General features: G+C 74.0%; 29 protein-coding genes. 12 read left to right on the top strand and 17 right to left on the bottom strand.

Annotated elements, in window-relative coordinates; all coding sequences use genetic code 11:
• The first annotated feature begins 53 nt into the window (after positions 1–53).
• Both ACGGZK_RS05155 and ggt read left to right on the top strand, forming a co-directional pair.
• On the top strand, positions 54–617 hold the full coding sequence (locus ACGGZK_RS05155; protein ID WP_395245191.1) for a TetR/AcrR family transcriptional regulator: 564 nt from the start codon (positions 54–56) through the stop codon (positions 615–617).
• 93 nt (positions 618–710) lie between these two features.
• On the top strand, positions 711–2603 hold the full coding sequence (gene ggt / locus ACGGZK_RS05150; protein WP_395245190.1) for a gamma-glutamyltransferase: 1893 nt from the start codon (positions 711–713) through the stop codon (positions 2601–2603).
• 28 nt (positions 2604–2631) lie between these two features.
• Here the strand turns inward: ggt and ACGGZK_RS05145 are convergent, their stop codons facing one another.
• A complete protein-coding gene (locus ACGGZK_RS05145) occupies positions 2632–3066 on the bottom strand; it encodes a DUF1801 domain-containing protein (protein ID WP_395245189.1) in 435 nt (144 codons plus the stop codon).
• Positions 3067–3130: 64 nt separating this feature from the next.
• Entirely contained in the window at positions 3131–4153 is a 1023-nt protein-coding gene (fgd, locus tag ACGGZK_RS05140; protein ID WP_395245188.1) for a glucose-6-phosphate dehydrogenase (coenzyme-F420), read from the bottom strand.
• 122 nt (positions 4154–4275) lie between these two features.
• Here fgd and ACGGZK_RS05135 point away from each other — a divergent pair, with 122 nt between their 5' ends.
• Positions 4276–5643, top strand: coding sequence for an erythromycin esterase family protein (locus tag ACGGZK_RS05135; RefSeq protein WP_395245187.1), 1368 nt, complete (start codon positions 4276–4278; stop codon positions 5641–5643).
• A gap of 79 nt (positions 5644–5722) precedes the next feature.
• On the opposite strand, the gene cofC is transcribed toward ACGGZK_RS05135, so the two are convergent.
• The 3 genes from cofC to cofE all read right to left on the bottom strand — a co-directional run bounded on the left by cofC (position 5723) and on the right by cofE (position 8374).
• The gene (gene cofC / locus ACGGZK_RS05130) at positions 5723–6391 is read right to left on the bottom strand and encodes a 2-phospho-L-lactate guanylyltransferase (RefSeq protein ID WP_395245186.1); all 669 of its coding nucleotides are present in this window, start codon (positions 6389–6391) and stop codon (positions 5723–5725) included.
• Positions 6392–6486: 95 nt separating this feature from the next.
• A complete protein-coding gene (locus tag ACGGZK_RS05125) occupies positions 6487–7488 on the bottom strand; it encodes a TIGR03557 family F420-dependent LLM class oxidoreductase (RefSeq protein WP_395245185.1) in 1002 nt (333 codons plus the stop codon).
• Positions 7489–7570: 82 nt separating this feature from the next.
• On the bottom strand, positions 7571–8374 hold the full coding sequence (gene cofE / locus ACGGZK_RS05120) for a coenzyme F420-0:L-glutamate ligase (RefSeq protein WP_395245184.1): 804 nt from the start codon (positions 8372–8374) through the stop codon (positions 7571–7573).
• A gap of 35 nt (positions 8375–8409) precedes the next feature.
• Between cofE and ACGGZK_RS05115 the strand changes: the two genes are divergently transcribed.
• The 3 genes from ACGGZK_RS05115 to ACGGZK_RS05105 are packed head-to-tail and all read left to right on the top strand — an operon-like array spanning position 8410 to position 10195.
• Positions 8410–8784, top strand: a complete 375-nt coding sequence (locus ACGGZK_RS05115; protein WP_395245183.1) for a hypothetical protein — start codon at positions 8410–8412, stop codon at positions 8782–8784.
• A gap of 9 nt (positions 8785–8793) precedes the next feature.
• The gene (locus ACGGZK_RS05110) at positions 8794–9294 is read left to right on the top strand and encodes a DUF6328 family protein (protein WP_395245182.1); all 501 of its coding nucleotides are present in this window, start codon (positions 8794–8796) and stop codon (positions 9292–9294) included.
• Positions 9295–9343: 49 nt separating this feature from the next.
• Positions 9344–10195 carry an exodeoxyribonuclease III gene (locus ACGGZK_RS05105; protein ID WP_395245181.1) on the top strand — a complete coding sequence of 284 codons (852 nt, stop codon included), beginning with the start codon at positions 9344–9346 and terminating at the stop codon, positions 10193–10195.
• A gap of 16 nt (positions 10196–10211) precedes the next feature.
• Here the strand turns inward: ACGGZK_RS05105 and ACGGZK_RS05100 are convergent, their stop codons facing one another.
• Positions 10212–10355, bottom strand: coding sequence for a hypothetical protein (locus ACGGZK_RS05100; protein WP_395245180.1), 144 nt, complete (start codon positions 10353–10355; stop codon positions 10212–10214).
• 235 nt (positions 10356–10590) lie between these two features.
• Between ACGGZK_RS05100 and ACGGZK_RS05095 the strand changes: the two genes are divergently transcribed.
• From ACGGZK_RS05095 to ACGGZK_RS05080, 4 genes are all read left to right on the top strand, one after another.
• Positions 10591–10980 carry a hypothetical protein gene (locus tag ACGGZK_RS05095; RefSeq protein ID WP_395245179.1) on the top strand — a complete coding sequence of 130 codons (390 nt, stop codon included), beginning with the start codon at positions 10591–10593 and terminating at the stop codon, positions 10978–10980.
• A gap of 105 nt (positions 10981–11085) precedes the next feature.
• Positions 11086–12429, top strand: coding sequence for a serine/threonine-protein kinase (locus ACGGZK_RS05090; protein WP_395245178.1), 1344 nt, complete (start codon positions 11086–11088; stop codon positions 12427–12429).
• The gene (locus tag ACGGZK_RS05085) at positions 12426–12929 is read left to right on the top strand and encodes a hypothetical protein (protein WP_395245177.1); all 504 of its coding nucleotides are present in this window, start codon (positions 12426–12428) and stop codon (positions 12927–12929) included. The genes ACGGZK_RS05090 and ACGGZK_RS05085 overlap by 4 nt, the downstream gene beginning before the upstream one ends.
• The gene (locus ACGGZK_RS05080) at positions 12922–13488 is read left to right on the top strand and encodes a hypothetical protein (RefSeq protein WP_395245176.1); all 567 of its coding nucleotides are present in this window, start codon (positions 12922–12924) and stop codon (positions 13486–13488) included. Before ACGGZK_RS05085 ends, ACGGZK_RS05080 begins: the two co-directional genes overlap by 8 nt.
• A 44-nt stretch (positions 13489–13532) precedes the next feature.
• Here ACGGZK_RS05080 and tatC read toward each other — a convergent pair whose 3' ends face one another.
• The 11 genes from tatC to ACGGZK_RS05025 form a co-directional block, all read right to left on the bottom strand.
• A complete protein-coding gene (gene tatC, locus ACGGZK_RS05075) occupies positions 13533–14705 on the bottom strand; it encodes a twin-arginine translocase subunit TatC (RefSeq protein ID WP_395245175.1) in 1173 nt (390 codons plus the stop codon).
• Between the two features lie 15 nt (positions 14706–14720).
• On the bottom strand, positions 14721–14969 hold the full coding sequence (tatA, locus tag ACGGZK_RS05070; protein ID WP_395245174.1) for a twin-arginine translocase TatA/TatE family subunit: 249 nt from the start codon (positions 14967–14969) through the stop codon (positions 14721–14723).
• A gap of 172 nt (positions 14970–15141) precedes the next feature.
• A complete protein-coding gene (locus ACGGZK_RS05065) occupies positions 15142–16005 on the bottom strand; it encodes a hypothetical protein (protein ID WP_395245173.1) in 864 nt (287 codons plus the stop codon).
• A 115-nt stretch (positions 16006–16120) separates the two neighbouring features.
• Positions 16121–16459: a cupredoxin domain-containing protein gene (locus ACGGZK_RS05060; protein WP_395245172.1), complete on the bottom strand. Its 339-nt coding sequence runs from the start codon at positions 16457–16459 to the stop codon at positions 16121–16123.
• On the bottom strand, positions 16459–16830 hold the full coding sequence (locus tag ACGGZK_RS05055; protein WP_395245171.1) for a plastocyanin/azurin family copper-binding protein: 372 nt from the start codon (positions 16828–16830) through the stop codon (positions 16459–16461). The genes ACGGZK_RS05060 and ACGGZK_RS05055 overlap by 1 nt, the downstream gene beginning before the upstream one ends.
• A gap of 13 nt (positions 16831–16843) precedes the next feature.
• Positions 16844–18508 (bottom strand): multicopper oxidase family protein, encoded by a 1665-nt coding sequence (locus ACGGZK_RS05050; protein ID WP_395245170.1) that lies wholly within the window; start codon positions 18506–18508, stop codon positions 16844–16846.
• Entirely contained in the window at positions 18505–19830 is a 1326-nt protein-coding gene (locus ACGGZK_RS05045) for a hypothetical protein (protein ID WP_395245169.1), read from the bottom strand. The genes ACGGZK_RS05050 and ACGGZK_RS05045 overlap by 4 nt, the downstream gene beginning before the upstream one ends.
• Entirely contained in the window at positions 19827–20498 is a 672-nt protein-coding gene (locus tag ACGGZK_RS05040) for a methylamine dehydrogenase light chain (protein ID WP_395245168.1), read from the bottom strand. Before ACGGZK_RS05040 ends, ACGGZK_RS05045 begins: the two co-directional genes overlap by 4 nt.
• Before the next feature lie 73 nt (positions 20499–20571).
• Positions 20572–21234 (bottom strand): hypothetical protein, encoded by a 663-nt coding sequence (locus ACGGZK_RS05035; RefSeq protein ID WP_395245167.1) that lies wholly within the window; start codon positions 21232–21234, stop codon positions 20572–20574.
• A 68-nt stretch (positions 21235–21302) separates the two neighbouring features.
• Entirely contained in the window at positions 21303–21899 is a 597-nt protein-coding gene (locus tag ACGGZK_RS05030; protein ID WP_395245166.1) for a MauE/DoxX family redox-associated membrane protein, read from the bottom strand.
• Positions 21900–22188: 289 nt separating this feature from the next.
• Positions 22189–22404, bottom strand: a complete 216-nt coding sequence (locus ACGGZK_RS05025) for a hypothetical protein (RefSeq protein WP_395245165.1) — start codon at positions 22402–22404, stop codon at positions 22189–22191.
• A gap of 217 nt (positions 22405–22621) precedes the next feature.
• Between ACGGZK_RS05025 and ACGGZK_RS05020 the strand changes: the two genes are divergently transcribed.
• Together ACGGZK_RS05020 and ACGGZK_RS05015 are read left to right on the top strand one after the other, a co-directional pair.
• The gene (locus ACGGZK_RS05020) at positions 22622–24208 is read left to right on the top strand and encodes an APC family permease (protein ID WP_395245164.1); all 1587 of its coding nucleotides are present in this window, start codon (positions 22622–22624) and stop codon (positions 24206–24208) included.
• Positions 24205–24960 (top strand): IclR family transcriptional regulator, encoded by a 756-nt coding sequence (locus ACGGZK_RS05015; protein WP_395245163.1) that lies wholly within the window; start codon positions 24205–24207, stop codon positions 24958–24960. The genes ACGGZK_RS05020 and ACGGZK_RS05015 overlap by 4 nt, the downstream gene beginning before the upstream one ends.
• Positions 24961–25067 lie beyond the last annotated feature (107 nt).

Below are 25067 nucleotides of genomic sequence, written 5' to 3'. Positions count from 1 at the left end.
ATTTGCCGGGACGCCAGCGACCCGGGGGTCGCACGGCACGCACCCGTGCCGCCGTGTTCGAGGCCGCGACGGCGGAACTCGCCGAGTCCGGGTACGCCGGCACCTCCCTCGACCGGATCGCCGCCCGCTCCGGCGTCTCGCTCTCGACGCTGTACCGACGCTGGGGCACGCTCGACCGGCTCATCCGGGAACTCGTCGACGAGAGCACCGTGCCGCTGCCCGACGAACCGACCGGCGACCTCGAACGCGACCTGACCACGGTCGCCCGAGCCGTGCTGACGCTCTCGCAGGACCCGGTGCACCACTCGTGGATGGACGCGCTCGTCTCGGCCGCCGTGCACGACCCCGAGGCGCGAGCGATGCTGTCGCACATCATCGCCGGCCGCATCGAACGGGTCTCGGTGCTGATGACCCCCGCGGTCGAAGCGCTCGGCCTCGCCGAACCGGTCGACACGCGCGAACTCGCCCGCCTGATCGCGGCGCCCTTCTACTACCGCACCTACATCAGCGGGGAACCGCACACCGAGCGACTCCTCGAGCGCACCGTCGCGCGCGTGGCCGCCGCGGTCCGCGCCGGCGCCGTGCCGGTCGAGCGGGACGGCGCCGAGCCGGCGTAGCGTTCCACCACCGTGCGGGCGCCACAACCCCTCGCGCGAACGGATGCCCCGCCGTAGCGTGGCCGGATCGACCATCGGTTCGAGGGGGATCCCATGCGCAAGCTCGCTGCACGTCATGCGTTCACGTTCTCGATCGCGGCGGCCGCCGCGGCCGGCCTCGTCGCCGTCGGCGCACCGGCCACGGCCGCGCCGACCGCCGGCGCACCCGTCACGGCCGGGGCATCCGCTGCGACCGGGGCGTGGGCCTCGACCGGCCGCCCATCGCCGGGCTCTCCGCCACCCACGCCGACCTCGGTCGGCACCGGCGGCGCCGTGGCATCCGTCGACGCCGACGCGAGCGCGATCGGACTCCGGGTGCTCGCCGACGGCGGCAACGCGGTCGACGCGGCGGTCGCGACGGCGGCGGCCCTCGGCGTCACCGAGCCGTACAGCGCCGGCATCGGCGGCGGCGGCTACTTCGTCTACTTCGACGCCGCGACCGGCACCGTGCACACGATCGACGGCCGCGAGACCGCGCCCGCCGGCATCCAGCACGACGCGTTCATCGATCCGGCCACGGGGCAGCCGTACCCGTTCTCGCCGCAACTCGTTTCATCAGGCGTCGCCGTCGGCGTGCCGGGCACCGCGGCGACCTGGGAGACCGCGCTCGACGAGTGGGGCACGACGACGCTGAAGCAGGCGCTGAAGCCGTCGATCCGGCTGGCGCGCGAGGGCTTCACCGTCGACGCGACGTTCCGGCTGCAGACACAGGAGAACCAGGCGCGGTTCGCGGCGTTCCCCGCCACCGCGGCCCTCTTCCTCCCCGGCGGCCAGCCGCCCGCGGTCGGCACGACCTTCCGCAACCCCGACCTCGCGAAGACCCTCCAGCAGCTCTCGGCCAAGGGCGCCGACGAGCTCTACACCGGCAAGCTGGCGGCCGAGATCGTCGACGTCGTGCAGGACCCGCCCAAGGACTCCGCGTCGACGTTGCCCGCCCCGGCCGGGTCGATGACCCTCGCCGACCTCGCGGGCTACGAGGCGCTCCTCCAGGAGCCGACGCACGTCGAGTACCGCGGCCTCGACGTCTACGGCATGGCGCCGTCGTCGTCGGGCGGCACGACCGTGGGCGAGTCCCTGAACATCCTCGAGAACCACGCCTTCGACGCCGCCGACCCGGGGCAGACGCACCACCTGTTCTTCGAGGCGACCGCCCGGGCCTTCGCCGATCGCGGCGCGTACGTCGGCGACCCCGCGTTCGTCGACGTGCCGACCGACGTGCTCCTCAGCCAGGACTTCGCCGATGCGCGGTGGTGCACCATCGACCCCGACCAGGCCTCGCCGAAGCCGGTCGCTGCGGCCCCGCTCGACGCCTCGGGCTGCGCGGCCGCCGCGGTCGCCGAGGACGGCGACACCGAGAACCTCTCGACGACGCACCTGTCGGTCGTCGACCGGTGGGGCAACGCCGTCGCCTACACCCTCACCATCGAGCAGACCGGCGGCTCCGGCATCACCGTGCCCGGGCGCGGGTTCCTGCTGAACAACGAGCTGACCGACTTCTCGACCGTGTACGACCCGACCGACCCGAACCACATCGGCCCCGGCAAGCGTCCGCGGTCGTCGATGTCGCCCACGATCGTCGTCGACGACGGCGAGGCGCGCTACGTGGTCGGCTCGCCGGGCGGCTCGACGATCATCACCACGGTCGCGCAGGTGCTGCTGAACCGCATCGACCTCGGGATGCCACTCCCGGAGGCCGTGGCCGCACCGCGGGCGACCCAGCGGAACGGCGCCACCACGCTGGCCGAGCAGGCGTTCATCGACGCCTACGCCGACGACCTCGCGCCGTACGGGCAGGCGCTCACCGTCGCCGGGGCGCCCGGCACGTCGGCGGCGCAGATCGGCGCGGTCGCCGCGATCGAGGTCGCGCCCGACGGCACGATGACCGCCGCGGCCGAGCCGGTGCGGCGCGGCGGGGGGACGGGGCTGGTGGTCGATCCGGCCGACTGATCGCGGGCGGATGCCGGGGCCGGTGCCGTCAGGCGCCGCCCCCGTCGGCCCGCTTCGTGTAGGTCTCCTCCGCCGTGAGCACCGCGTACGAGCGGGTGATCACGTCCTCGAGCACCGCGAGGTCGACCTGCTCGAGATCCTTCAGGTAGACGCAGACGAGGCCGGTCGTGTGCGGGCCGAGCTTCGCCAGCGACTCGGCGTACGGTCCGACGCCGTCGCCGAGGTACACCACCGTCGCGGCCTTGCGCGGCGCGAAGCCGGCGGCGCCGGCCGTGCCCTCGCGACCGCTCTGATAGCGGTAGTGGTACTCGCCGAAGCCGATGATCGTGTGCCACAGGTACGGCGGCTGTCCGGTCGCGCGGGCGTAGAGGTCGAGCAGCGTCTCGGCATCGCGCCGGCGCTTCGCGGGCGTCACCGCGTCGATGAACGCCCGCACGTCGTCGGGCACCTCCGGCTGGGTCATCCTCGACTCCTCCCCGTTCGAGCCTCGCCGCGACGTCATCCGCCGCTGCGCCGCCTCCCGGCGCCTACCCCCGCGCCCGCAGCCTCGGCGCCAGGTCGCGCTCGAACAGCTCGAGGAACCGGCGCTGGTCGTGGCCCGGCGCGTGGAACACCAGGTGGTCGAAGCCCCAGTCGACGTACTGGCCGATCTGCTCGACGACCGCGTCGGGGTCGCTGCCGACGATCCAGCGCTTCGCGATCTGCTCGATCGGCAGGGCGTCGGCCGCCCGCTCCATCTCGACCGGGTCGCTGATGTCGTGCTTCTGCGCGGCCGACAACGACAGCGGCGACCAGAAGCGGGTGTTCTCGAGCGCCAGCTCGTCGGTCTCCTCGTACGAGAGCTTGATCTCGATCATGCGGTCGAGCGCGGCGTAGTCGCGGCCGCCCGCCTCGACGCCCTCCTTGACGGCGGGGATGAGCTGGTCCACATACAGTTCGGCGCCCTTGCCCGAGGTGCAGATGAACCCGTCGCCCGCACGCCCGGCGTACTTCGCCACGGTCGGACCGCCGGCGGCGATGTAGACCGGCACCGGGACATCCGGCCGGTCGTAGATCGACGCGTCGTGCGTCGAGTAGTACTCGCCCTCGAAGTCCACCTGGCCGTCCTCGGTCCAGAGCGCGCGCATGAGGCGCACCGACTCGCGCAGCCGCGCGAACCGCTCGCGGAACTCGGGCCAGTCCTGCTCGCCCGCGCCGCGGAAGCCGGTCGCGATCTCGTTCAGCGCCTCGCCGGTGCCGAAGCCCGCGATGATGCGGCCCGGGTAGAGGCATCCGAGCGACGCGAACGCCTGGGCGAGCACCGCCGGGTTGTAGCGGAACGTCGGCGTCATCACGCTCGTGCCGATGCGGATCGACGAGGTGCGCTCGCCGACGGCCGCCATCCACGTGAGCGAGAACGGCGCGTGGCCGCCGGTGTGCCGCCACGGCTGGAAGTGGTCGCTCGTCCACACCGACTCCATGCCGTGACCCTCCGCGGCGACGGCGATCTCGACGAGTTCACGAGGGGCGAACTGCTCCGCCGAGGCCTTGTATCCGAGGGTGAGCGTCATCCTCCGATCCTCCCACGGTTCGGTCCGACGAGGGCCGGGAGCGAGGCCGGGAGCGAGCCCTCGGCGCCGGGGCTCCGAGCCGCCCCATCCCCGCGGTTGCTAGCCTCCACGGGGAGGTGCGCATGACCGCCTTGAACGCATGGCTCGGCGAGCACGCCGTCGCGCTCGACTCGCTCGACCCCGACGACCTCGACCCGTCGTCGCCCGACCTCGCGGCGATCACCCGGCTCGTCGGAGACGCCCGCGTCGTGTTCGTCGGCGAGAGCATGCACCGCATCCACGAGTTCCTCGACGTGCGGCACCGCATCGTGCGACACCTCGTGACCGAACTGGGCTTCACCGCGTTCGCGATGGAGTCGGGCTTCGCCGAGGCCCGCCTCGTCGACGACTGGATCGGCGGGCGCAGCGACCTCCGTCCACGCGAGGTGCTCGAGCGCGGGCTGACGTACCACATGGGCAAGTGCCAGGAGCTGCTCGACCAGCTCGCCTGGATGCGACGGCACAACCTCGCGGCCGCCCGTCCGCTCCGGTTCCACGGCATCGACCTGTCGGCGTCGGCCGCCTCGGCCCGCCCGGCGGTCGAGGTGGTCGCCGAAATCCTCGATCGGATCGACCCCGGGTACTCGGCCGTCGTCCGTGAGACGCTGCTGCCGCGCTTCGACCACCTGCCGCCCGAGGGCGGCCTCGCCTGGGCGGCGCTCGCCATCCGCGCCTACCTCGAGCTCGGCGAGCCCGAGCGGTTCGAGCTCACCGCCAGGATCGGCGCGCTCGCCGAGCGCACGGCCGCCCTGGCGCCGCGCTTCGCGGGCACCGACGACGCCGAGGCGATCGCGTTCGCCGCGCAGGCGGCGGCCACCGCGCGGCGCACCGACGCGTTCCTCGCCGCGATGGTCGGTGCCGCCGGTCGCGGCTTCCCGCCGGCGAACGTGCGCGACCTCGCGATGGCGGAGAACATCCGTTGGATCCTGCGGCGCGAACCGCGCATCGTGGTCGCCGCGGCGAACGGCCACGTGCAGCGGTCGTCCTTCGTCTCGCCGCCGCTCGTGCCCGAGCCGCAGCTGACGTTCGGTCAGCACCTCGCCGACGAACTGCGCGGCCACTCGGTCGTGATCGCGAGCACGTACGGCGGGGGCGACGCGTGGCTGCACCGGCCGTCGCCCGACGACGCGCCCGGCGAGTCGACGCCCTTCGTCGAGGCGGTCGAGAAGCCGCGCCCGCGCACGCTCGACGCGGCGATCGCCGCCGGCGTCCGCACCAGCGGCACGTCCGGCACTCCCGGCTCGCCGGGCGCGATGCCGCCCGGCTTCCTCGTCGACCTCCGCGACGCGCCGGCGGGCGGACCGGTGCGCGACGCGGCCGACCAACTCGAGGGCACCGCGCATGGCCCCTACGTGCTGTCGTCCGCCCCGTTCGACGCGTTCGACTCGGCCGTGCACGTCGACCGCATCACGCCGTGGCACACCTGGCTCGACGCGCACGGGCGCAGCTGAGCCGAGGCCGCGCGGATGCGCCGCGCGCTCGGCCCGGTGCCCGGGTGCCGCGCTCAGCGCGTCGCCGTCAGCGAGGCGCTCAGCGTGCCGCCGTCAGCCACGGCAGCGATGCCGCGAGGCGGCCGAACTCGGCCTGCGTCGCGCGCCCGACGCCGAGCAGCGCGGCCTCGGCGAGCGCGCCCGCGGTGTCCACGTCACGTCGCAGCGTCGGCCACGCCCCCGGGTCGGATGCCTCGAGCTCGGCGAACCCCGCCGCGGCGTGCCGCTCGGCGGAGTCGTGCCCGAATCGCGGCTCGAACGGCTCCCCCGCCCGGGCGGTCGCGAGCGTCGTCCCGGTGCCGTCGGCGTCGCGGACGAAGGCGAGCGGATGCCCCGCCGCCGCGTCGAGCGCCGCGGCGAGCGCATCCGGCCGGAGCGCGGGAAGGTCGCCGAGCAGCACCCCGACCGCGGCCGGGCCGTGACGGCGCGCCGCCGCGACGCCGTCGGCGATGGCCGGGCCGAGGCCGCGAACCAGGGGCTCGGCGACGAACTCGGCGTCGCCCGCGAGGGTCGCGTCGTCGCCGACGACGAGCACCCGCCCGACGCCGCGGGCGGCGAGCGCGGCCGCGATCGTGTCGGCCGCGAACGCCCGCGCGAGCGCCGCCCGCTCGTCGGGGCCGACCTCCGGCGCGAGCCGGGTCTTCGCGAGCGACGGCGACTTCACCGGGATGACGATGGTCCAGGCATCCGGGCTCGCGTTCGCCCGCACGCCCGCCTCCTCCGCGCCACTTCGCGTGCGTCCGCGCCATCCCGCGTGGCGCAGACGCCCCGGAACCGGCGCAGAGCCGAACGCGGACGCGCCGCTCATCGCCGCAGCCCCGGCAACACGTCGCGGCCGAACACCTCGAGGAAGGCCCGCTGGTCGCGCCCGACCTGGTGCACGTAGACCCGGTCGAAGCCGAGGTCGAGCGCGCGCTGGATGCCCGCGCGGTGCACGTCGGGATCGGCGCCGATGAGCATGCGCCCGGCGAAGTCCTCGGGGCGCACGGTGCGCGCCACGTGCTCGAAGTCGAACGGCGAGCGGATGTCGCCCCGCGGGATCCGCAACCCCGCGATCGGCCATTCGGCGACCGCGTTCGCGATCGCCTCCTCGTCGGTCGGCGCCCACGACACGTGCAGCTGCAGCACCTTCGGCATGCGCGACGGATCGCGACCGACCTCGCGGGCGCCCTCGGCGAAACGCTTCAGCAGGACGGCGAGCCGGTCGTCGTCGGGCGCGCCCGTCGTGATCAGGCCGTCGACCGTGCGGCCCGCCCGCTTCGCGGTGACCGGGCCGCCTGCGGCGACGAGGACGGGCGGCGCGACCTCGGGCATCGTCCACAGGCGGGTCGACTCGAGCTTGAAGTACTGCCCGGCGAAGCGGATGTCCCGCCCCGCGATCGACGCCTGGAAGAGCCGGCGGATCAGTTCGACCGCCTCGAACATGCGGTTGATGCGCTCGGGCGCCTCGGGCCAGTACCTCCCGACGACGTGCTCGTTCAGCGCCTCGCCCGAGCCGATGCCGAGCCAGTGCCGGCCGGGGTGCATCGCCGCGATCGTGGCCGACGCCTGCGCGACGACGGCGGGATGCATCCGGAAGCCGGGTGTCGTGACGCCGGGCCCGAGGTCGCCGGTCGTGCGCGCCCCGATCGCGGCCAGCACGCTCCAGACGAAGGATGACTCGCCCTGCGCGGGCAGCCACGGCTGGAAGTGGTCGCTCGCCATCGTGCCGGTGAACCCGTGCCGCTCGGCGAGCGCGGCGAGCTCGACGGCTTCGGCCGGCGGGAACCGTTCGAGCATTGCGGCATAGCCGATGTGCGGGCGCATGCCTCAATCCTGCCGTGCCGCGCGGGCTGCGTCTCCGCGCAGCCCGCGGGTGATGCAGCAGCGAGCGGAGCGAGCTTCCTCGTCAGCTGACGAGGGGGCCCTCGGCCTGGGCCTCGTCGAAGCCGGCGCGGTAGCCCTCGTCGTAGGCCTCGTCGGCGCCCTGGCGGAACAGGTCGCGCTCGGCGGGCCGCACGATGCTGCGCGCGCCCGGCAGGTCGAGGTCGCCGACGTACCGCCCGAGGCCGCGCACGATCGCCACCGGCACCCCGGCCGACTTGCCCTTCACGAGCTCGGCGGCACCGGCGATCTCGTCGGCCACGCACGGCATCGTGACGGCGAGGGGCTTGCCCGAGGCATCCGTCGTGCCGCGCAGGTCCTCGAAGACGAACACGCCCGCAGCGCCGATCGCGAGGTCGGTCTGGCCCTCGCGCCAGGCGCGGCCGACCGTGTCGGAGAGGATCACGCCGACATGCGCGCCGGTGAGGGCGCGCAGGCCCGTCGCCAGGGCGCGCGCCGAGGCATCCGGATCGACCGGCAGCAGCAGCACCGTGCCGTCGGGCGCGTTCGACGCGTCGACGCCGGCGGCCGCCTGCACGATGCCCTGGCGGTTCTCAACGATGCGGGTGACCCCGCCGTCGTACTCGCGGGTCGCCACGACCCGCACCGTCTCGGCGGTGATCGCGTCCTCGCGATCGGCGGCGCGGATGACCCGGCCCTCCGCCTTCGACACGATCTTGGAGGTGACGACGAGGATGTCGCCGTCCTCCAGCTCGGTCGCCCCGGCGATGATGCCGGCCAGGTCGGCACCCTCGGCGATCTCGCCGATGCCCTCGACGCCTTCGACGCTGAACCCCACGCGAACCCCCGAACTCTCGGCGTCCATCATTGCAGTTCGCCCGGAACCGCTGCCAGACTGCCACCGTGCAGCCGCTGCCGGTCACCGCTCCGCCGCCCACGCGCCGTCCCGTCATCGTCTGGGATCTGGTCCTCACGATCGTGCTGCTCGTCGTGCTGGTCGGCCTGACTGCGGTCCTGTTCTTCCTGTCGTTCTTCCTCGCGTTCGCCGGCGACTCGTGCGGCGCGGTGGAGTGCAACTACGACGTGATGGGCACAGGCATGGTCGTGGCGATGTTCGGGCCGCCGATCGTGGCGCTCCTGGCGCTCGTGGCGGCGATCATCGTGCTCGTGCTGAAGCGGATCGCGTTCTGGATCGCGCTCGTCGGCATCGTCCTGGCCGTCGGCGTGTTCTTCCTCGGCGCGGCGATCACCATATCGGGCGTCCCGCCGACCGCGTAGCATCCAGCCATGGAGCGCGCTGCCGACGACGACGACATCCCGGGCGACGGGCGCACCGAGACGCCGGTGCAGCGCGCCGACCGCAACTGGAACGACATCATGCAGGAACTGCGTGCCGTGCAGACGGGCACGCAGATCATCACGGGCTTCCTGCTCGCCGTCGCGTTCCAGCCGAAGTTCGACACGCTCGACGACTACGAGGTGACGCTGTACCTGGTGCTCATGGTGCTCGCCGGGTTCGCGACGCTGCTCGGGCTGGCACCGGTGATCATGCATCGCCAGCTCTTCGGCCGACAGCAGAAGCGCCGCCTGGTGCGGACGGCGAACCGGTTGCTCCTCATCCTGCTCGTCGTCGTGTCGCTGCTCGCCGCGGGCGTGGTGAGCCTCGTCTTCGACGTCGTGATGGGCCGGGTCGCGGGCTTCCTCGCGCTGGCCACCGCGATCACGATCCTCGTCGTGTTCTGGATCGTCGTGCCCCGACTCGGTCGGCGCGACGCGCTGCTGAGCTGAGCGCGGGCGGCGTCCGCCCGCGTCGGCGCCCCGTCCTACGCTTGGTCGCATGCGCATCGCCACCTGGAACGTCAACTCCATCCGCGCCCGCCACGGCCGTATCGTCGACTGGCTGGTGCGCGAGGACGTCGACGTGCTCGGCATGCAGGAGATCAAGTGCAAGCCCGAGCAGTTCCCCTACGAGGCGTTCGAGGCCGCGGGCTACGAGGTCGTCGCGCACGGCCTGAACCAGTGGAACGGCGTGGCGTTCGCGAGCCGCCTGCCGATCTCCGAGGTCGAGACGCACTTCCCGCTCCAGCCGGGCTTCCTGAAGGGCCACGACGGGCCCGAGCTGCCACTCGAGGCCCGGGCGATGGGCGCCACCGTCGAGGGCGTGCGCCTGTGGAGCCTGTACGTGCCGAACGGCCGCTCGCTCGGCGACCCGCACTACACCTACAAGCTCGACTGGCTGGCGGCTCTCACCGACTTCACCCGGGCCGAGGTGACGGCGCATCCCGAACGGCCGTTCGCGCTCATGGGCGACTTCAACATCGCCCCGTTCGACGTCGACAACGGCGACCCGACGGTGCAGGTCGGCGTGACGACGCACGTCAGCCCCGAGGAGCGTGCCGCGTTCTTCTCGCTCGAGGCCGCCGGCGTCGCCGACGTCGCGCGCGACCGGGTGCCGGAGGGCCTCTTCACGTACTGGGACTACAAGCAGCTCCGCTTCCCCCGCAACGAGGGCATGCGCATCGACTTCGTCCTGGGGTCGCCCGCCTTCGCAGAGCGCGTCACGGATGCCTCGATCCACCGCAACGAGCGCAAGGGGGATGCCCCGAGCGACCACGTGCCGGTACTCGTGGAACTGGCCGACGCAGCCGGCGACGACGAAGAGGACTTCGACCGGCCGATGTTCCTGTGATCCGGGGCGACTGGCCTCAGTAGACGTCGAAGCCGCAGTACGGGCACTTGTACGGGTCGCGAGGGTGCATCTGGTCCTTGAAGACGGTGTGACCGCGCTCGCACGTCGCATCGATCAGCCAGTTGCCGGTCTTGGTCTTCGAAGCCTCGGTCTTGAACACGTGTTCTCCCCACTCGGAGCGTTGCGGACGTCGGACTGATCCCAGCCGGAGCGGGAACAGGCCATTCCTATCGACCCGTCAGTGCCGGGACAAGCGCTCGGGGCGGGGCCCCGGGTCCCCCAGTTCGGGGCGGAGCACGGCGGATGTCGGACCGGTAGGAAAGTCGCGTGGGGACGATGGATCCAGCCGTCAGCGCAGGACCTCCGCTCCACGACCGAGACCTTGAGGAGCACGCATGACCACCTGGAGTGACGCCAAGCGCTACATCCACTCGAACTACCGGGCTGAGGACGTCGACGACAACCTCATCAAGCTGGTGTTCGAAACCACCAACCTCCGGAGCCAGATCGTGTTCGTCGCGCACGACTCGACCGGCAACGGGACCGAGTGGATCCGGGTGAACTCGCCGATCGGCAACGTCGAGCAGATCGACCTGAAGTCGGCGGCCGTTCGGCTCTCCGACAAGATCGTCGGGGGCCTGGTGATCTACGGCGACCTGGTCTTCGTCACGAACGGCGTGCCGCTCGAGAACCTCGACACCAACGAGCTCGTCGAGCCGATGCTCCGCGTCCTGTCGATCGCGGATGAACTCGAGGCGGAGTTCCTGGGGACCGACGTCCACTGACACCGGGTCGTGCCTCGCGGCCGGCCCGGCCGCGACGGGCTACGCCGACGCCCCGCCGAGCGCAAGGGGTGGTCGCTCCCAGACTCGACGGCTAGCCTCGGTGCGATGACCACGGCACCCGACCGCCCAATCGTCGACGAACCGTTGCTGCCCGGCACGCTCCTCGACGGCCGATACCGCCTCGGTGCGCTGATCGGACGCGGCGGCGTGGCATCCGTGCATCGCGCCGACGACACCGCGCTGGGCCGCTCGGTCGCGGTGAAGCTCTTCGACGGCCGCACCGAGGGCCTGCACGACCCGGCGCGCCGCGCGCGAGAGACCGCGCTGCTCGCATCGGTCACGCACCCCGCACTGGTGACCCTGTTCGACGCCGGACACGACCCGACGACGGGCCGGGAGTACCTGGTGATGGAGTTCGTCGACGGCCCCGACCTCAGCCGCCGGTTCGCCGACGGCCCGCTCGCGCCGTCGGAGCTCGCCGCGCTGGTGCGCGAGCTCGCCGAGGGCCTCTACGTGATCCACTCCCGGGGCATCGTGCACCGCGACGTGAAGCCGGCGAACGTGCTCCTCGCACCCACGCACCTGCCGACCCGCGAGTGGCACCCGAAGCTCGCCGACTTCGGCATCGCCCGGCTCATCGACGACGCCGGCCTCACGGCGACCGGCCAGCTCCTCGGGACCCCGGCCTACCTGAGCCCGGAGCAGGTCCGTGGCCAGGGGGCGGATGCCGCCGCCGACGTCTACGCACTCGGCCTCGTCGCCCTCGAGGCGGCGACCGGACAGCGCGTCTACGACGGGCCCGCGATCGAGGCGGCGAGCGCGCGCCTCGTGCGCGACCCCGAGGTGCCCGAGTGGCTCGGCGCGGGCTGGCACGACCTGCTCACGGCGATGGTCGCTCAGGACCGCGAGGCGCGGCCGACGGCGCTGGACGTCGCGGTCCGCGTCGGCGAGCTCCCGCTGCCGGGCGAGCGCCCGACCGATCCGGCGGAGGCGCCCACCGTCGCGATGGCGCCGACCACGGAGCCACCGGGGGACGACTCGGCGGTGGAGTCCCCGGTGAACGCGGCGGCGGAGGCGGTGGATGCGCCGACCCTGGCCGTCGATGCCCCGACCGCGGCGACGCTCCTGCTTCCGTCGGCGAGTGCGACGGTGCCCGCGCGGAGCCTCATCGAGACGGAGCTCCCGGACGCCGAAGGCGCGCCCGTCACCCGCCCTCGGCGCGAGACGGCTCCGAGCGACCGGTCACCGCGCCATCGGCGGCGCATCGGCCTCGTGGCGGCAGCGCTCGCGGTGGTGGCGCTCGTGGTCACGACCGTCGCGATCCTCACGTCCACGCTGCTGGGCGGCGCGGGCGGCGCCGGCACGGATGCCTCGACGCCGCCGATGCCGACCGTCGAGGGCGAGCTCGGGGTGCACCTCGAGCAACTGGAGGAGGCGGTGACCCCGTGACCGCACCGCGTGCGCCGCGCGCCCGTCGCCCCGGTTCCCCGAGGACCGCGACGACGATGGCGGCGGCGGCCGTCGCCGCCGGCGTCCTGCTGCTCGCCGGATGCGCCGCACCGTCGGACGCGTTCGACCAGGAGGCATCCGCGGCCCTGCACGCCCGCGTGGTCGCCGTCGCCGAGCGCTCCTCCGCCACCGACTACGCCGGGGCCATCGCCGAGCTCGACCGGCTCGAGCAGTCGCTCGACGCCTCGGTCGCCGACGGCGACGTGCCGGCCGACCGCGAGACGGAGATCCGCGAGGCGATCTCCCTCGTGCGCGCCGATCTCGACGCCCTCCTCGCCGCCGCGACGACCCCTGAGCCGGCGCCGGAGCCCACCCCTGCCCCGACCGACGACAAGGGCGGCAAGGACAAGGACGACAAGAAGAACGAGAACGGGAACAGCGGCAACGGGAACAGCGGCAACGGGAACGGGAACAGCGGGTCCGGGAACGACGATGACTGAACGTCGGGCCGCCGCGAGCTGGCGCGGTCCGGCCGCGCGCGCCGCATCGGTCGCCGCGCTCGCCGTCTCGCTGCTCCTGGCCGGATGCTCCGCCCCGGTGTCACCCGACGCCGCCGATGCATTGCGGGCGCAGGTGGTGGCGGTGGCCGAGCGCGCGGCAGCCGCCGACTACGCGGATGCGCAGGCGGCGCTCGACCGCCTCGAGCAGTCGCTCGACGCCGCAGCCGACCACGGCGACGTCTCGGCCGAGCGGTCGGCCGACATCCGCGCGGCCATCGCCCTCGTCCGCGCCGACCTCGAGGCGCTCCTCGCGTCGCCCGGGTCGCGGCCGACGCCGCGCACGAAGCCGTCGCCCACCGATGCGTCCACCCCGACGCCCGAGCCGACGGTCGAGCCCGACGAGCCGGAACCGGAGCCGGAGCCGGAGCCCGAGCCCACTGCCGAGCCCGAGCCGACGCCGACCGACCAGAGCGGGCCGGGCAACGGGAACAACGGCAACGGTGGCGGCAACAACGGGAACGGGAACGGGAACGGCGGCCGGGGCGGCAGCGGCGACTGACGCGCGTCTGCCGCGCGTCTGCCGCCGACGGGAGGGCGTCGCCCTCAGTCCTCCGGCGCCGGGCGACGCCCGGTTCCGAGGCGATCGAGCAGCGCCGCCCGCGACGGCGCCGGCGTGTAGCCGGTCGGAGCAGCGGGGACGGCGGTCCGCACGGGCGGCGCGGGCGTCGTGACCTGGGCCGGAGCCGAGGCCGGTCGGCCGGGTGCGTCCGGTACCGGGGCCGCCGGCCGGGGCGCCGCGGACGGAGCAGCGGTCGATGGTGCGACGGGCGCATCGTGCGCTCCGGTGGACGTCGACCCGGCCGCCGAGGCCGACGGCGACTTCGACGACGCGGCGTCGAGCACGGCGCGATCCCCGTGGCCGCCGGGGCCGTCGGGGCCGCCGGGGCCGTCGGGGCCGTCGGGGCCGTCGAGCACGGCCTGGAGGCGCCGCGCCGCGCGACGGTCGTGGATCCGGGCGATGAACCAGGCGGCGAAGTAGAGGGCGGCCATCGGGACCGCGAGCAGGAACATCGAGACCACGTCGGCCGCGGGCGTGGCGACCGCGGTGAACAGGACGATCCCGAGCAGCGCGATCCGCCACGAGGAGATGATCGCCGCGGCCGACAGGATGCCAGCGACGTTGAGCAGCACCAGGAACACCGGCACGACGAAGGCGACGCCGAGCGCGATCATGAGCTTGAGCACGAAGTCGAGGTACGCGTCGGCCTGCAGGAACGCCGCGCTCCCCTCCGGAACGAAGCCGGTCATGAGCTCGACGATGTGCGGCAGCACGAACCATCCCGCCGCGCAGCCGGCGAGGAAGAGCGGCACCGCAGAGCCGAGGAAGCCGAAGGCGTACCCGCGCTCGCGGCGCGTGAGCCCGGGGACGAGGAACGCGAAGAGCTGGTAGAGCCACACGGGACTCGAGAGGATGACGCCGAGGTACAGCGCGATCCGGAGGCGGAGGTCGAACCCGCTCGTGATCGCCGGGAACACGAGCTCCGCCTGCTGCGCCTCGGCGATGCGGGCGATCGGCTCGCGCAGCGCCGCCCACACCGCATCGGTGAGCACGAACCCGGCGGCCATGCCGAGGACCAGTCCGACGGCGGCGAGGAAGAGCCGCTTCCGCAGCTCGCGGAGGTGCTCGACCAGGGGCATCCGGCGGCCGGAGCCCGCCGCGGGACGGGCTGCGCGGCCCGTCGCCCCCGCCGCCGTGGTGCGCATGATGGCGCGCATCGCCCGGTTCCCGGCTCAGCCGAGCGGGGCCGCGTCGGCGCGCTTCGCGGGCATGGGCGCCGACGAGGCCGGTGCGGCCCCCGCTACCGGTGCGACCCCCGAGCCGTCGTCGACCGCGGCGCCGTCCTCGCGGACCTCGCTCCGGAGGATCTTGAGCGACTGCCCGAGGCTGCGCGCGAGGGCCGGGAGCTTCGGCGCGCCGAAGAGGAGCAGCACGACGACCAGGATGATCAGGAAGTGCCAGCCGGTGAGGTTCGAGAGCATGGGGCATCCGTTCGAGCTGGGCTCCGCGAGGCGGAGCGGGCGGTGGAGTTGCGGGAGCGGGGCGGTGGAGTTGCGGGAGCGGGGCGGTGGAGTTGCGGGAGCGGGGCGGTGGAGTTGTGGGAGCGGGGCGGCCGACCCGCGGTGCGGGCCGGCCGCCCCCAGACCGGTCGCGTCAGACGAGCAGGGCCGCCGCGGCGAAGGCCGCGAGGCCCACGAGGCCGGCGCCGGTGATGGCCTGCACGCGGCGGTCGACGACGCACATCGCCGACAGGAAGCCGGGCATGGTGCCGCCCGACCGGGTGTGCACGATGGCCGCGAGGCTCGGCAGGCAGCGGCCGAGCGACACGATCGTGAACAGGGCCGCGCCGAGCAGCGGGTTGCCGGCCAGCAGCAGGCCGAGCACGAGCAGGTAGTACGCGCTCGAGCGGATGAAGATGACGAAGCCCGGCCCGATCATCGTGCCGAACACGAACGACACCTTCCACGGCGCCATGCTGCGGCGCAGGTGGCGGGGCAGCTGGCGGCGGCGCATGGGCGTCGGCATGCGCAGCACGCCGAGCTCGTGGAGGCCGTACGCCAGCGCGACGACCGCCCAGGCGGCGAGCGCCCACACGACGTCGATCGTGCCCGCGAGGAGCATCCCGATCGCGCCGATCAGCGCGCCGGTCGGGGCGCCCGTGAGGATCGAGCCGAACGCGTGCCAGCCGAGGCGGCGCGCCGGCGTCGATGAGCCCGCGCGGTCCGCCTGCTTCGGCGCCGCGACCACGGCGGCGACGGACATGCCGCACGTCGACCAGTTCGCGGCGATCGAGGTGAGCAGGCCCGCGCCGACGACCGCCGCGGTGAGCGCGGGCGCCCCCGACGGGGCGACGACGGCCGCCGCCGCGACGCCGACGGCCGCGGCTGCGACCGGGAGCACGGCCCGGGCACGGCCGGGGACGGCCTCGGCGACGGTCGGCCGGAGCTGCGGGAGGTCCGCGCCGAGCACGGGGTGCGCGAGGTTCGCCCGGACGGGCGCCTCGAGGGTTGCGGTCATGGTGTTCCTTCCGGTTGTTCGGGCCGGGATCCGGGCGGACCCCGGCCGGGTGGGCGGGTCGTGCGGGGCGGGTCGTGCGGAGCGCGGGTCGTGCAGGGCGGGTCGTCGAGCCGGGTCAGTCCGTGACGACGACGGACCCGGTCATGTACGGATGGATCGAGCAGGCGTAGTCGTACGTGCCGGGTTCGTCGAACTCGACGTCGAAGACCCCCTCGCCGACGATCTCGCTGTCGAAGGCGCCGTCGTCGGCCTGCACGTGGTGGTAGAGCCCGTCGTCGTCGAACCGCCACTCGACGACCTCCCCGGCGTGCACGGTCACCGTGGCGGGCGTGAACTGCAGGTCGCGGATCTCGACGACCGCCGCCGGCGGGCCCGCGGCCGGGCCGCCCGCCGGGGCGCAGCCCGTCAGGAGGACCACCAGCGGCGCCGTCGCGGCGACGAGTCGGCGGCGCATCAGCCCTCGACGACGACCGTGCCGACCATCATCGGGTGCGGCGTGCAGTGGTAGGTGAAGGTGCCGGCCTCGTCGAACGTGTACGTGTAGCTGCCGGTGCTCAGCAGCTCGCTCTGCAGCACCCCCTCGAGGTCGCCCTCGCCCGACACGTCGTGCGGGATCCCGCCGTCGTCGAACACCCACTCCACGGTGTCGCCGGGGTGGATCGTGACCTCGGCGGGCTCGTACGACATGTCGGTGACGGTGATCGTCACGTCGGGCTCGGCGTCGCCGGCCGCGGCGGCGCCGCCGGTGCTGCACCCGGTGAGGGCGAGGGCGGCGAGCACGGCGCCCGCCGCGGTGGTCCTGGCGAGTCGGATTCGGTGGGTCATCTGGTGCTTCCTCTCAACGGATGTACCGCAGGTTCGCGGTCATCCCGGCTTCGAAGTGGTAGGCGTTGTGGCAGTGGAACATCCACTCGCCCGGGTTGTCGGCGTCGAACTCGATGGCGAGCTCGGTGCCGGGCAGGGACACGACGGTGTCGCGGCGGAGGCCGCCGTAGGCGGGGACGGCGAAGGTGTGGCCGTGGGTGTGCATCGGATGCCACATCGCGGTCGAGTTCGTCATCGTGATGCGGATCCGCTCCCCCTGGCGCATGACGAGCTTCCCGGCGTCTGCGCCCGCCATGCCCCAGGCGTAGCGGTCGCCGGCCTGGATGAGCTCGACGCGGTAGTCGCGGTCGGGCTCGCGGGTGTCGAGCACCGTCGACTCGGCCGGGCGCAGCTCGCTCTCGAGCACCAGCCGCCGGTCGTGCTCGGCGAGCCGGGTCGGCAGCGGCCCAGCGAGCGGGGCGGCGTCGGGCGTGCGCAGCACGGTCGCCGCATGGCCGTCGCGGCCCTCGACCGCGGCCACGATCGGCCACGCCCCCGACTGGACGGTCACGAGCAGGTCCATGCGCTGGGCCATGCCGAGGATCACCGCATCGGCGGCCTGCGGCACGGTGTCGTAGCCGTCGACGGCGATCACGGTGAGCTCGTGCCCGGCGATCGCGAAGCGGTACGGGGTCTCGGCGGCGGCGTTGATCACCCGCAGCCGCAGCCGGCTGCCCGCGGCCGCCTCGACGGTCGCCGGGTCGTTCGGCGGCCGGCCGTTGACGAGGTGCATCGGGTAGGCGATGTGCTGGGTCATGCCGCCGAGGGCGTCCGAGTCGCCGTGCCCCTGGGCGACGAGCCCGGCGGCGACGGCCATCTGGTCGTCGGTCATCCCGGCCGAGGAGGCCGAGCCGCCCGTGCCGGCCGCGGCAGCCGCTGAGGCCCCGGCCGCCGCGCTCGGCGTCGCCGTCGCGCTCGCCCCACCGTGGTGGTGCGCCCCCGCGAGCGCCGGGTTCAGCGCCATCAGGATCGCGTCGGGCGTGGTGCCGAGCCCGTCGACCCAGTCGTCGAGCACGAGCACCGCGTCGACGTCGGCCCCGCTCGCGTCGTGCGGGTCCTCGACGATCAGCGCGCCGAAGAGCCCGCGGTCGGCCTGCAGCCCGCTGTGCGAGTGGTACCAGTGGGTGCCGGGGTCGGGGGCGATGAAGTCGTAGTCGAACGTCCCGCCCCCGGCCGCGATCGGCGCCTGCGTGGCCGGGGCCGCGCCGTCCATGTCGTTGCGGATCCGGATGCCGTGCCAGTGCAGCGTGGTGTCCTCCGCGAGCCCGTTCGCCACGGCGACCTGCACGCGGTCGCCGGCCCCGAGCCGCAGCTCGGGCGCGACCGCGTTGCCGCCGTACGACCACGTCTCGACGAGCCGGCCGCCGAGGTCGACGGTGGCGACGCCCGCCGCGAGCGCGAAGGCCGCCGTGCGACCGCTCGCCGCCCGGGCCGCCTCGGCTGCGGCGACCTCCGGGTCGGTCGGGAGGATGTAGTCGTACCCGGAGCCGGCCGTCTCGGCCGGCGACCTGGTGCCGGGCGCGCAGCCGGTCAGCCCGAGCACGCCCAGGCCCACCGCCCCCGCTCCCAGCGCGCCGAGGCGGAGGAAGCCGCGACGGCTCGTCGTCATGCCGGTCGGGCCGGCTCCGGGCCGGGTCATCCGATGACCTGCGGGGTGAGGATGCGGCTCGGCGAGTCGGTGAAGCCGTCGATGACCGCCCGCGAGACCTCGGCGCCGGTGAGGGCGTCGAACCCGACGATCACGGTCGCCTCGTCGGCGTCCGACCCGGTGACGTAGAGCGTGGTGCCGTCGACCGAGTAGGCGAAGCCGCCGATCGAGGCGAGCTGCATCGACGCGAGATCGAGCGTCGCCAGGGTCGCGAAGGTCGCGGGATCCGAGACGATGAGCTTCACCTGCTCGCCGCCGTCGACCGAGTCGGGGTGGATCGCCGAGTCGGTGTAGCCGACCACCAGGCTCGTCGCGGTCGTGTTGAGCACCGCCTCGTCGAAGCGGCCCGAGTCCTGGCCGGCGTTGCCGATCGGCTGCACCGGGCTCGTGGGGAGCCCGTCGGCGAAGTCGAAGACGAACACGTCGCCGTTCGCGGAGACGAGCAGCGCCTGATGGGCCTCGTGGGCGAGGCTGGCGTGGCGGTTGCTCACGAAGTCGTCGGGCAGCACCTCCTCGCGGCCGGTCTCGGAGATCGAGCCGTCCTTCGCGATGGTGTACTCGACGAGCTCGCGGGTGTCCTCGCAGACCGAGTAGATCCGGTGCCCCGACGACCAGGTGAAGGGGCCGCAGCCGAGGGCGGGAAGCGCGCCGGTCTCCTTGCCCTTCGCGAGGTCGAAGACCCGCAGGCCGTAGAGGGCGTCGTCCCAGAAGGCGAAGTACTTCCCGTCGTCGGTGACGACGCTCGAGCCCCAGCGCGAGTGCGCCCGGGTGTACTTCGGCATCTCGATCTCGTCGGGCTCGAGCATGGTGCCCGAGTACGTCGAGATCGTGAAGTCGGCCGCGCCGCGGGAGCCGCGGGGCCGCCAGACCTCCTGGGCGAGGATCACCGGGTCGTCCGAGGTCTTCCCGACGAACGGGTGCAGCACGGCGTCCCAGATGCCGGGACCGGTGGTGAGGTTCGCCGTCACCTCGCCGGTGGCGGGGTCGACGGCCGCACTCACGACCTGGAGGCCCCACTGGGTGCCGACCAGCACGACCTCGTCCTCGCCGATCGGGTCGACCTTCCCGACGTGGAGCTTCTGCGGGATCTCGTCGTCGGAGGGGATCTCCTCGTCGGAGCTCCCGAGCGTGGTGGTGTCGTCGGTGGGGAACCACTCCTGGTCGGGGAGCTCGACGACGCCCTCGGGCACGCCGACGGGGCCGGCGTCCTCGTCGGCGGCGCCGGCCGAGGAGGTCGTACAGCCCGTGAGGGCGAGCACGGCGAGCAGGGCGAGGCCGGTGACGGCCGGTGCGTGACGCGTGGCGTTCCTCATCGCGAACCCGCCCCCACCTTCGGACGGACGGCGGGCGTGACCTGGCAGTCGGTGCCGATGATCGGCGCCATCGTGCAGGTGTAGGCCTGCGACTCGTCGGAGACGCACCAGATGATCTCCTGGTCGAAGGAGCCGGCGACCGGGTTGTACATGATCGCCTGGTTGTCGGGCTGGCCGCAGAACGTGTTCGAACAGCCGGGGGCGCCGCAGCAGTCGTAGTAGGCGATGAGGTACGTCTGGCCGTCGTCGGGGTTCGTGCAGCAGCCGACCCAGAACTCGGCGCCGGGCTTCGAGCCGGGCGCGCAGGTGGTCATGCCGCCGCCGGCGCACGACGTGCACGGCGTGCCGTCCATGTTGCACCAGCGCCAGTACTCGCACGTCGACGAGTCGCCGGTCTGCTCGAACGGGAAGAGCGGCTCGGCTTCGCCGGCGGCGCCCGGCGCGGGCTCATCGGCGAAGGCGGCCCGGGTGACCGGCAGGCTGCCGATGACGGCGACGCCGACCGCGCCCATGCTCCAGCGCCCGATGAGGCCGAGCACCGAGCGACGCGAGGTCTGCTCCGACAGCCTCCGACCGAGGCGGCCGACGCGGCTCCCGCCGCGTCCGGCCATCCATTCGGCCTGTTCCTGCATGGTCGACTCGTCGACCGGGTATCTGTTCTCTGACATCTGCGGTGCGATCTCCTTGTCGTGGGGAGGGGTGGCGGGGTCACGGCGGCCGGCGGGCCGCCGTGCGCGCGGCTCAGCGGGTGACGAGCTCGTGCCCGTGGGCGTGGGCGTGGTCGTGCTCGTGGTCGTGGGCCGTGCGCGCCTTGGCCTGCTCGTGCAGGTGCTGGAGGGACGGGGTGCCGGTCTCGAGGGCGTTGAGGAGGCTCTCGACATGGGCCATCTGGTTGCAGAGGCCCTTGCCGCGGATCTTCCCGTGCTCGTCGAGGATGACCCCGTAGGGGGTGGTGCCGACCTGGTACGCGATGCCGACGTCGCGCGCGTCGACGTACGCGAACTCGTCGCCGATCCCGGCGCCGGCGAGGAAGGCCGCGTGCTCCTCGGGGGTGCCGTCCGAGATCATGACGACGTCGAGGTGCTTGCGCTCGGCCTTGGCGAGGGCCTTGATGCCCGGCAGCAGGCTCTTGCAGGTCGAGCACTTCGGCCCGGTGAACATGAGCAGCTGCGGCTTCTCGCGGTGGCCGCCGACGCTCGTGGCCCGGCCGAGGTGGTCGCTGAGGCCGCGGAACGAGGGGCCGACCTCCTCGACCTTCGGGCCGTTGTCCATCATGCGGGCGCCGAGCGGGCCGAGTCGCACCTGCACGCGGCCGATCTCGCGGGCGAGTGCCAGGTTCATCAGGAAGAGGAACGCGACGGCCGCGGCGAGGACGATCACGGCGATCGTGAGGAAGAGCGTCATCGTGGGATCCTTCGTTTCAGTGGCGGATGCCCCGGAGGGGGCGGGTTCGTGGGGGATGCCCGGGCCGGTCAGCGACGGGCGAGGGAGGCGGCGCGCAGCTCCTGCCGCGCCTGGGCGAGGTGCGAGTCGACGGTGCGGCGGCCGGGGTTGACGATCGTGCGCAGCGTCATGGCGGCGGCGATCGCGGCCACGACGAGCACGGCGGTCGCGAGCCCGAGCACCTGCTCACCCACCGGCGTGAAGCCGGGCCCGTAGCCGCCCGGCACGACGGCGAGGCCGCCGGCGAGCGCGGCGAGCACCAGGGCCCGGCCCGCGTGGAACCAGCCGATGCGGGGCGCGTGCCCCTCGGCCTTCGCGAAGGCGAAGCATCCGCAGTCGAGTTCGCGGCGACCGCGCAGCAGGTTGATCGCGAGGCCCGCGAAGAAGACGACGAACAGCGCGCTCGCCGCGAGCGGGGTCCATGGTGCGCCGAGCCCGGCGACGAGGAGGGCGCCGAGGGCGACCTCGACGACCGGCAGCACCGCGGCGACGAGGCGCTCGAGCGGCGCGGGCAGCAGGCGGTAGCCCTGCACGGCGACGAGCATGCCGGCCCGGTCGCGCAGCTTCGGGATGCCGGCGAGCAGCAGCAGCCCGCCGAGCAGGGCCGAGACGAGGGTGGGGATCATGGGGGCTGCTCCTCTCGGGGATGCGCCGCCGGGTGGGCGACGCTCCGGCTGGGTTCCGCCGGTGCCATCGAGGCTCGCAGCGGCGCTTTTCGGTGGCGGGGCCGGGCGGTAACGATCGCGGCGCCGTGGGCGAGACATCCGGTTCGTCTCGGAACTCCCTGATCAATCCCAGATTCCGCGTCCAGGTCGCCGGCTCGGCGACCCGAAGGCGAGCGGATGCCCCGTGCGGCGTCTCACTCCGCGTCATCACGATCGACGTTCCACCGAAACCGCGCGGAAACGCGGCGCCTCAGCGCTCGCCGCCGACGACGATGCCGACGTGGCCGGCATGGCCCTCGTGGCCCACGTGACCGGCATGCCCGGCCGTGCCGGGGGCGACCTGGACCGCCGTCGCGTCCCCGGCGCCGGGCTGGAGCATCGCCGGAACGGCGACCGCCAGCATGCCGCCGGCGGTGGCCGCGGCGACGAGCGCCGAGACGAGGGCGGTGCGGGAACGTGCGGGCATGTCGGCCTCCTCCATCGGGGACGGGCGCCCCCGATCGGCAGTCTCACGGCCGGCGGTTTCACCGGCATGCCCTGCCCGGGAACATCGGCGGCGCCCGGGTTGCGACACGGCCTCGACGACCTCCCCCGCCGTCGCACCCGCCGACACGGATCGGAAACATCGGGGAAGCCCCGGAGCAACGCCCCCTCCGTACCGTTGCCACCCACAGGAGGCGGCAGTGCAGGCATTGGAACGGGCGATCGCCCAGCGGGTCCCGGTCGAGGGGCTCGCGCGCACCTCGCCGCTCGGCGGCCTCCGCCGGCGACGGGTCGGCGCGGTCGACGTGGCCGCCCAGTCGGTGGCGGCCGTCGCCCCCGCCGGCGTCGCGCTGACCAACCCGAGCTCGGTGGGCCACGAGGCCGGCGCCTTCGCGGTGCTCGCCGTGCTCACCACCGTCGTGGTGGTCGTGATGCTCGCCGCGACGGTGTCGGTGTTCGCCCGGCGGATCGCGAGCACCGGCTCGCTGTACACCTTCGCGACGCGCGGCCTCGGCCGTACCGGCGGCATCATCGCGGGGACGGCGCTCGCCCTCGGCTATGCGGGCATGGCCGTCGGATGCCTGCTCGACGCCGCCCGGCGCGCAACCGCGATGGCCACGGGGTCGCCCGCCGACGGGCATCCGTGGCTCGTCGCCTGCTTCATCGTGGCGTTCGGGGCGTGCGTCGCCGTGGCGCTGCTCCGCGGCGTGCGCATCTCGACCCGCGTGCTGCTCGTCATCGAGATCCTCGCGGTCGGCACCATCGCCGCCGTCGCGACGATCGTGTTCGCGGCGGCCGGCTGGAACTTCGCCCCGCTCGTGCCGTCGTTCGAGCACGGGGTCGACCTCGACGCGGTGCTCTCGGGCGTCGCGGTCGGCCTCGTCGCGTTCGTCGGCTTCGAGTCGGGTGCCGCGCTCGGCCCCGAGGCCCGCCGCCCCCTGGCGACCGTGCCCCGCGCCATCGCCTGGACCGTCGCGGCCGTCTGCCTCAGCTACCTCGTCGGCGCCTCGGCGCAGCTCGTCGGCGCGGGCGCCCTCGAGGCACCGGGCGGCGACCCCGACGCTCCTCGCGTCGCCCTCGCGACGCTCGGCGAATCGGCCGGGGTCTCGGGCATCGGGCCCCTGGTGGAGGTCATCGTGATCCTCTCGTGGCTCGCCTGCACGCTCGCCACGACGACGGCGCTCGTGCGCCTCGCGTTCGCGATGAGCCGCGAGGGCCTGCTGCCCGCCGCGTTCGGCCGCACCTCGCCGCACGGCGCGCCGACCTCGGGCGCCCGGCGGATCGCCCTCGCCGTCATCGCGGTGCCGCTCCTGGCGGTGCTCATCGACGGCGCCGCCGGGCTCACCGACGGGGTGGTCGACTTCGTCGACCACGCCACCGAGACGGCCGGCATCATCGGGTACCTGCTCGCCTACGTGCTCGTGGCGGTCGCCGCACCCGTCTTCCTCGGCCGCATCGGCGAGTTCCGCTGGACGAGCGTGCTGCCGGCCGGCCTCACCGCCGCCGCGCTCGGGGCGACGTTCGTGCACTACGTCGCCGCCGTGCCGGCCGACCGCATCGCGGCCGCCTGGTGTTCGATCGCCGCGATCGGCGTCGCGTCGGCGTTCCTCATCTCGCGCGTGCGTCGACGACCCGACATCGCGGCGCGGCTCGGGCTGTACGACTCGCCGATCGCGACCGACACCATCGGCGGTCGCCCCCGCGCCGGCGGCGGACGGCCCCTCGGGGGCGGCGGACGGCCCCTCGCGGACGGCGGACGGGGACGAGGACGGACCGGCGAGTCGTGAGCGCGGCCCGGGAGGAACCCGGCGTCGCGGTGGGACGCGGCGATCGGCTCGCGCTCGCCTTCGAGGTGCTCGAGCTCGTCGCCGAGCGGGGCACCGGCATCTCCGCGAACGAGCTCGCCCGCGAGCTGGGCGTCGCGCGGGCCACCGTCTACCGCACGGTGAACTCGCTCGTGCAGCAGGAGTTCCTGCTGCGCCGACCCGACCTGACCGGCTTCATCCTCGGCGTCCGGGTCCTCGAGCTCGCCTCGCTCATCGCCGCCGTGACGCCGAGCCGCGAACGCCGCCTGCTCACCGATCTGCGCGTCGAGACCGGGGCGGTCATCCACTTCGCCCGGATCGACGGCGAGCGCATCGAGCTCGTCGACGAGGACCCGGCCTGCCCGCTCTCCGACGCGGCCGCCTTCGCCGCGCAACCGCACCGGTCGGCGGTCGGTCAGCTGCTGCTCGCCGACCTGCCGCCGACGCGGGCCCAGCGACTCGCGGGCATCCCGCGCGACGAACTCGTCGAGCTCGCCGAGGCGACGGCCCTGCGCGGCTACGCCGAGCAGATCGCCCGGCTCGGGCCCGACCGGGGCTGCCTCGCGGTGCCGGTGCGCGACCTCGACGGGGTGCTCGTCGGAGCGCTGGCGCTCTCGGCGGAGCCGCAGCGGCTCCCGACGGCGGTGCGCCACGTCGCGCGCCTGCGCGCCGCAGCGGAGGAGCTCGCCGACTGGTGCGTGGAGGCCGGCGGCGACCTCAGCGCCGCCCGGTGAACGTCGCCGGCGCCCACTTGCCGTCGACTTGAGGCGTCCGCGCCAGCGCTCCGCAAGCCGGCCGCAGGTGCCTTCCGCCAGAACGGACGAGGGAAATCCTCGACCTC

Origin of the sequence: Agromyces sp. MMS24-K17 (genome assembly GCF_043950245.1) — a bacterium.
Lineage (GTDB): Bacteria > Actinomycetota > Actinomycetes > Actinomycetales > Microbacteriaceae > Agromyces.
This window is presented reverse-complemented; position numbering and strand designations above follow the sequence as displayed.

Coding starts and splice junctions, on each gene's coding strand:
- ACGGZK_RS05110 (WP_395245182.1), top strand. CDS start 8,794: ATGGAGCGCGCTGCCGACGACGACGACATCCCGGGCGACGGGCGCACC.
- ACGGZK_RS05080 (WP_395245176.1), top strand. CDS start 12,922: ATGACTGAACGTCGGGCCGCCGCGAGCTGGCGCGGTCCGGCCGCGCGC.
- ACGGZK_RS05050 (WP_395245170.1), bottom strand. CDS start 18,508: ATGACCCGGCCCGGAGCCGGCCCGACCGGCATGACGACGAGCCGTCGC.
- ACGGZK_RS05125 (WP_395245185.1), bottom strand. CDS start 7,488: ATGCGCCCGCACATCGGCTATGCCGCAATGCTCGAACGGTTCCCGCCG.
- ACGGZK_RS05030 (WP_395245166.1), bottom strand. CDS start 21,899: ATGATCCCCACCCTCGTCTCGGCCCTGCTCGGCGGGCTGCTGCTGCTC.
- ACGGZK_RS05045 (WP_395245169.1), bottom strand. CDS start 19,830: ATGAGGAACGCCACGCGTCACGCACCGGCCGTCACCGGCCTCGCCCTG.
- ACGGZK_RS05025 (WP_395245165.1), bottom strand. CDS start 22,404: ATGCCCGCACGTTCCCGCACCGCCCTCGTCTCGGCGCTCGTCGCCGCG.
- tatC (WP_395245175.1), bottom strand. CDS start 14,705: ATGCGCGCCATCATGCGCACCACGGCGGCGGGGGCGACGGGCCGCGCA.
- ACGGZK_RS05035 (WP_395245167.1), bottom strand. CDS start 21,234: ATGACGCTCTTCCTCACGATCGCCGTGATCGTCCTCGCCGCGGCCGTC.
- ACGGZK_RS05145 (WP_395245189.1), bottom strand. CDS start 3,066: ATGACCCAGCCGGAGGTGCCCGACGACGTGCGGGCGTTCATCGACGCG.
- ACGGZK_RS05095 (WP_395245179.1), top strand. CDS start 10,591: ATGACCACCTGGAGTGACGCCAAGCGCTACATCCACTCGAACTACCGG.
- ACGGZK_RS05135 (WP_395245187.1), top strand. CDS start 4,276: ATGACCGCCTTGAACGCATGGCTCGGCGAGCACGCCGTCGCGCTCGAC.
- ACGGZK_RS05065 (WP_395245173.1), bottom strand. CDS start 16,005: ATGACCGCAACCCTCGAGGCGCCCGTCCGGGCGAACCTCGCGCACCCC.
- ACGGZK_RS05040 (WP_395245168.1), bottom strand. CDS start 20,498: ATGTCAGAGAACAGATACCCGGTCGACGAGTCGACCATGCAGGAACAG.
- ACGGZK_RS05055 (WP_395245171.1), bottom strand. CDS start 16,830: ATGACCCACCGAATCCGACTCGCCAGGACCACCGCGGCGGGCGCCGTG.
- cofE (WP_395245184.1), bottom strand. CDS start 8,374: ATGATGGACGCCGAGAGTTCGGGGGTTCGCGTGGGGTTCAGCGTCGAA.
- tatA (WP_395245174.1), bottom strand. CDS start 14,969: ATGCTCTCGAACCTCACCGGCTGGCACTTCCTGATCATCCTGGTCGTC.
- ACGGZK_RS05090 (WP_395245178.1), top strand. CDS start 11,086: ATGACCACGGCACCCGACCGCCCAATCGTCGACGAACCGTTGCTGCCC.
- ggt (WP_395245190.1), top strand. CDS start 711: ATGCGCAAGCTCGCTGCACGTCATGCGTTCACGTTCTCGATCGCGGCG.
- ACGGZK_RS05060 (WP_395245172.1), bottom strand. CDS start 16,459: ATGCGCCGCCGACTCGTCGCCGCGACGGCGCCGCTGGTGGTCCTCCTG.
- fgd (WP_395245188.1), bottom strand. CDS start 4,153: ATGACGCTCACCCTCGGATACAAGGCCTCGGCGGAGCAGTTCGCCCCT.
- ACGGZK_RS05105 (WP_395245181.1), top strand. CDS start 9,344: ATGCGCATCGCCACCTGGAACGTCAACTCCATCCGCGCCCGCCACGGC.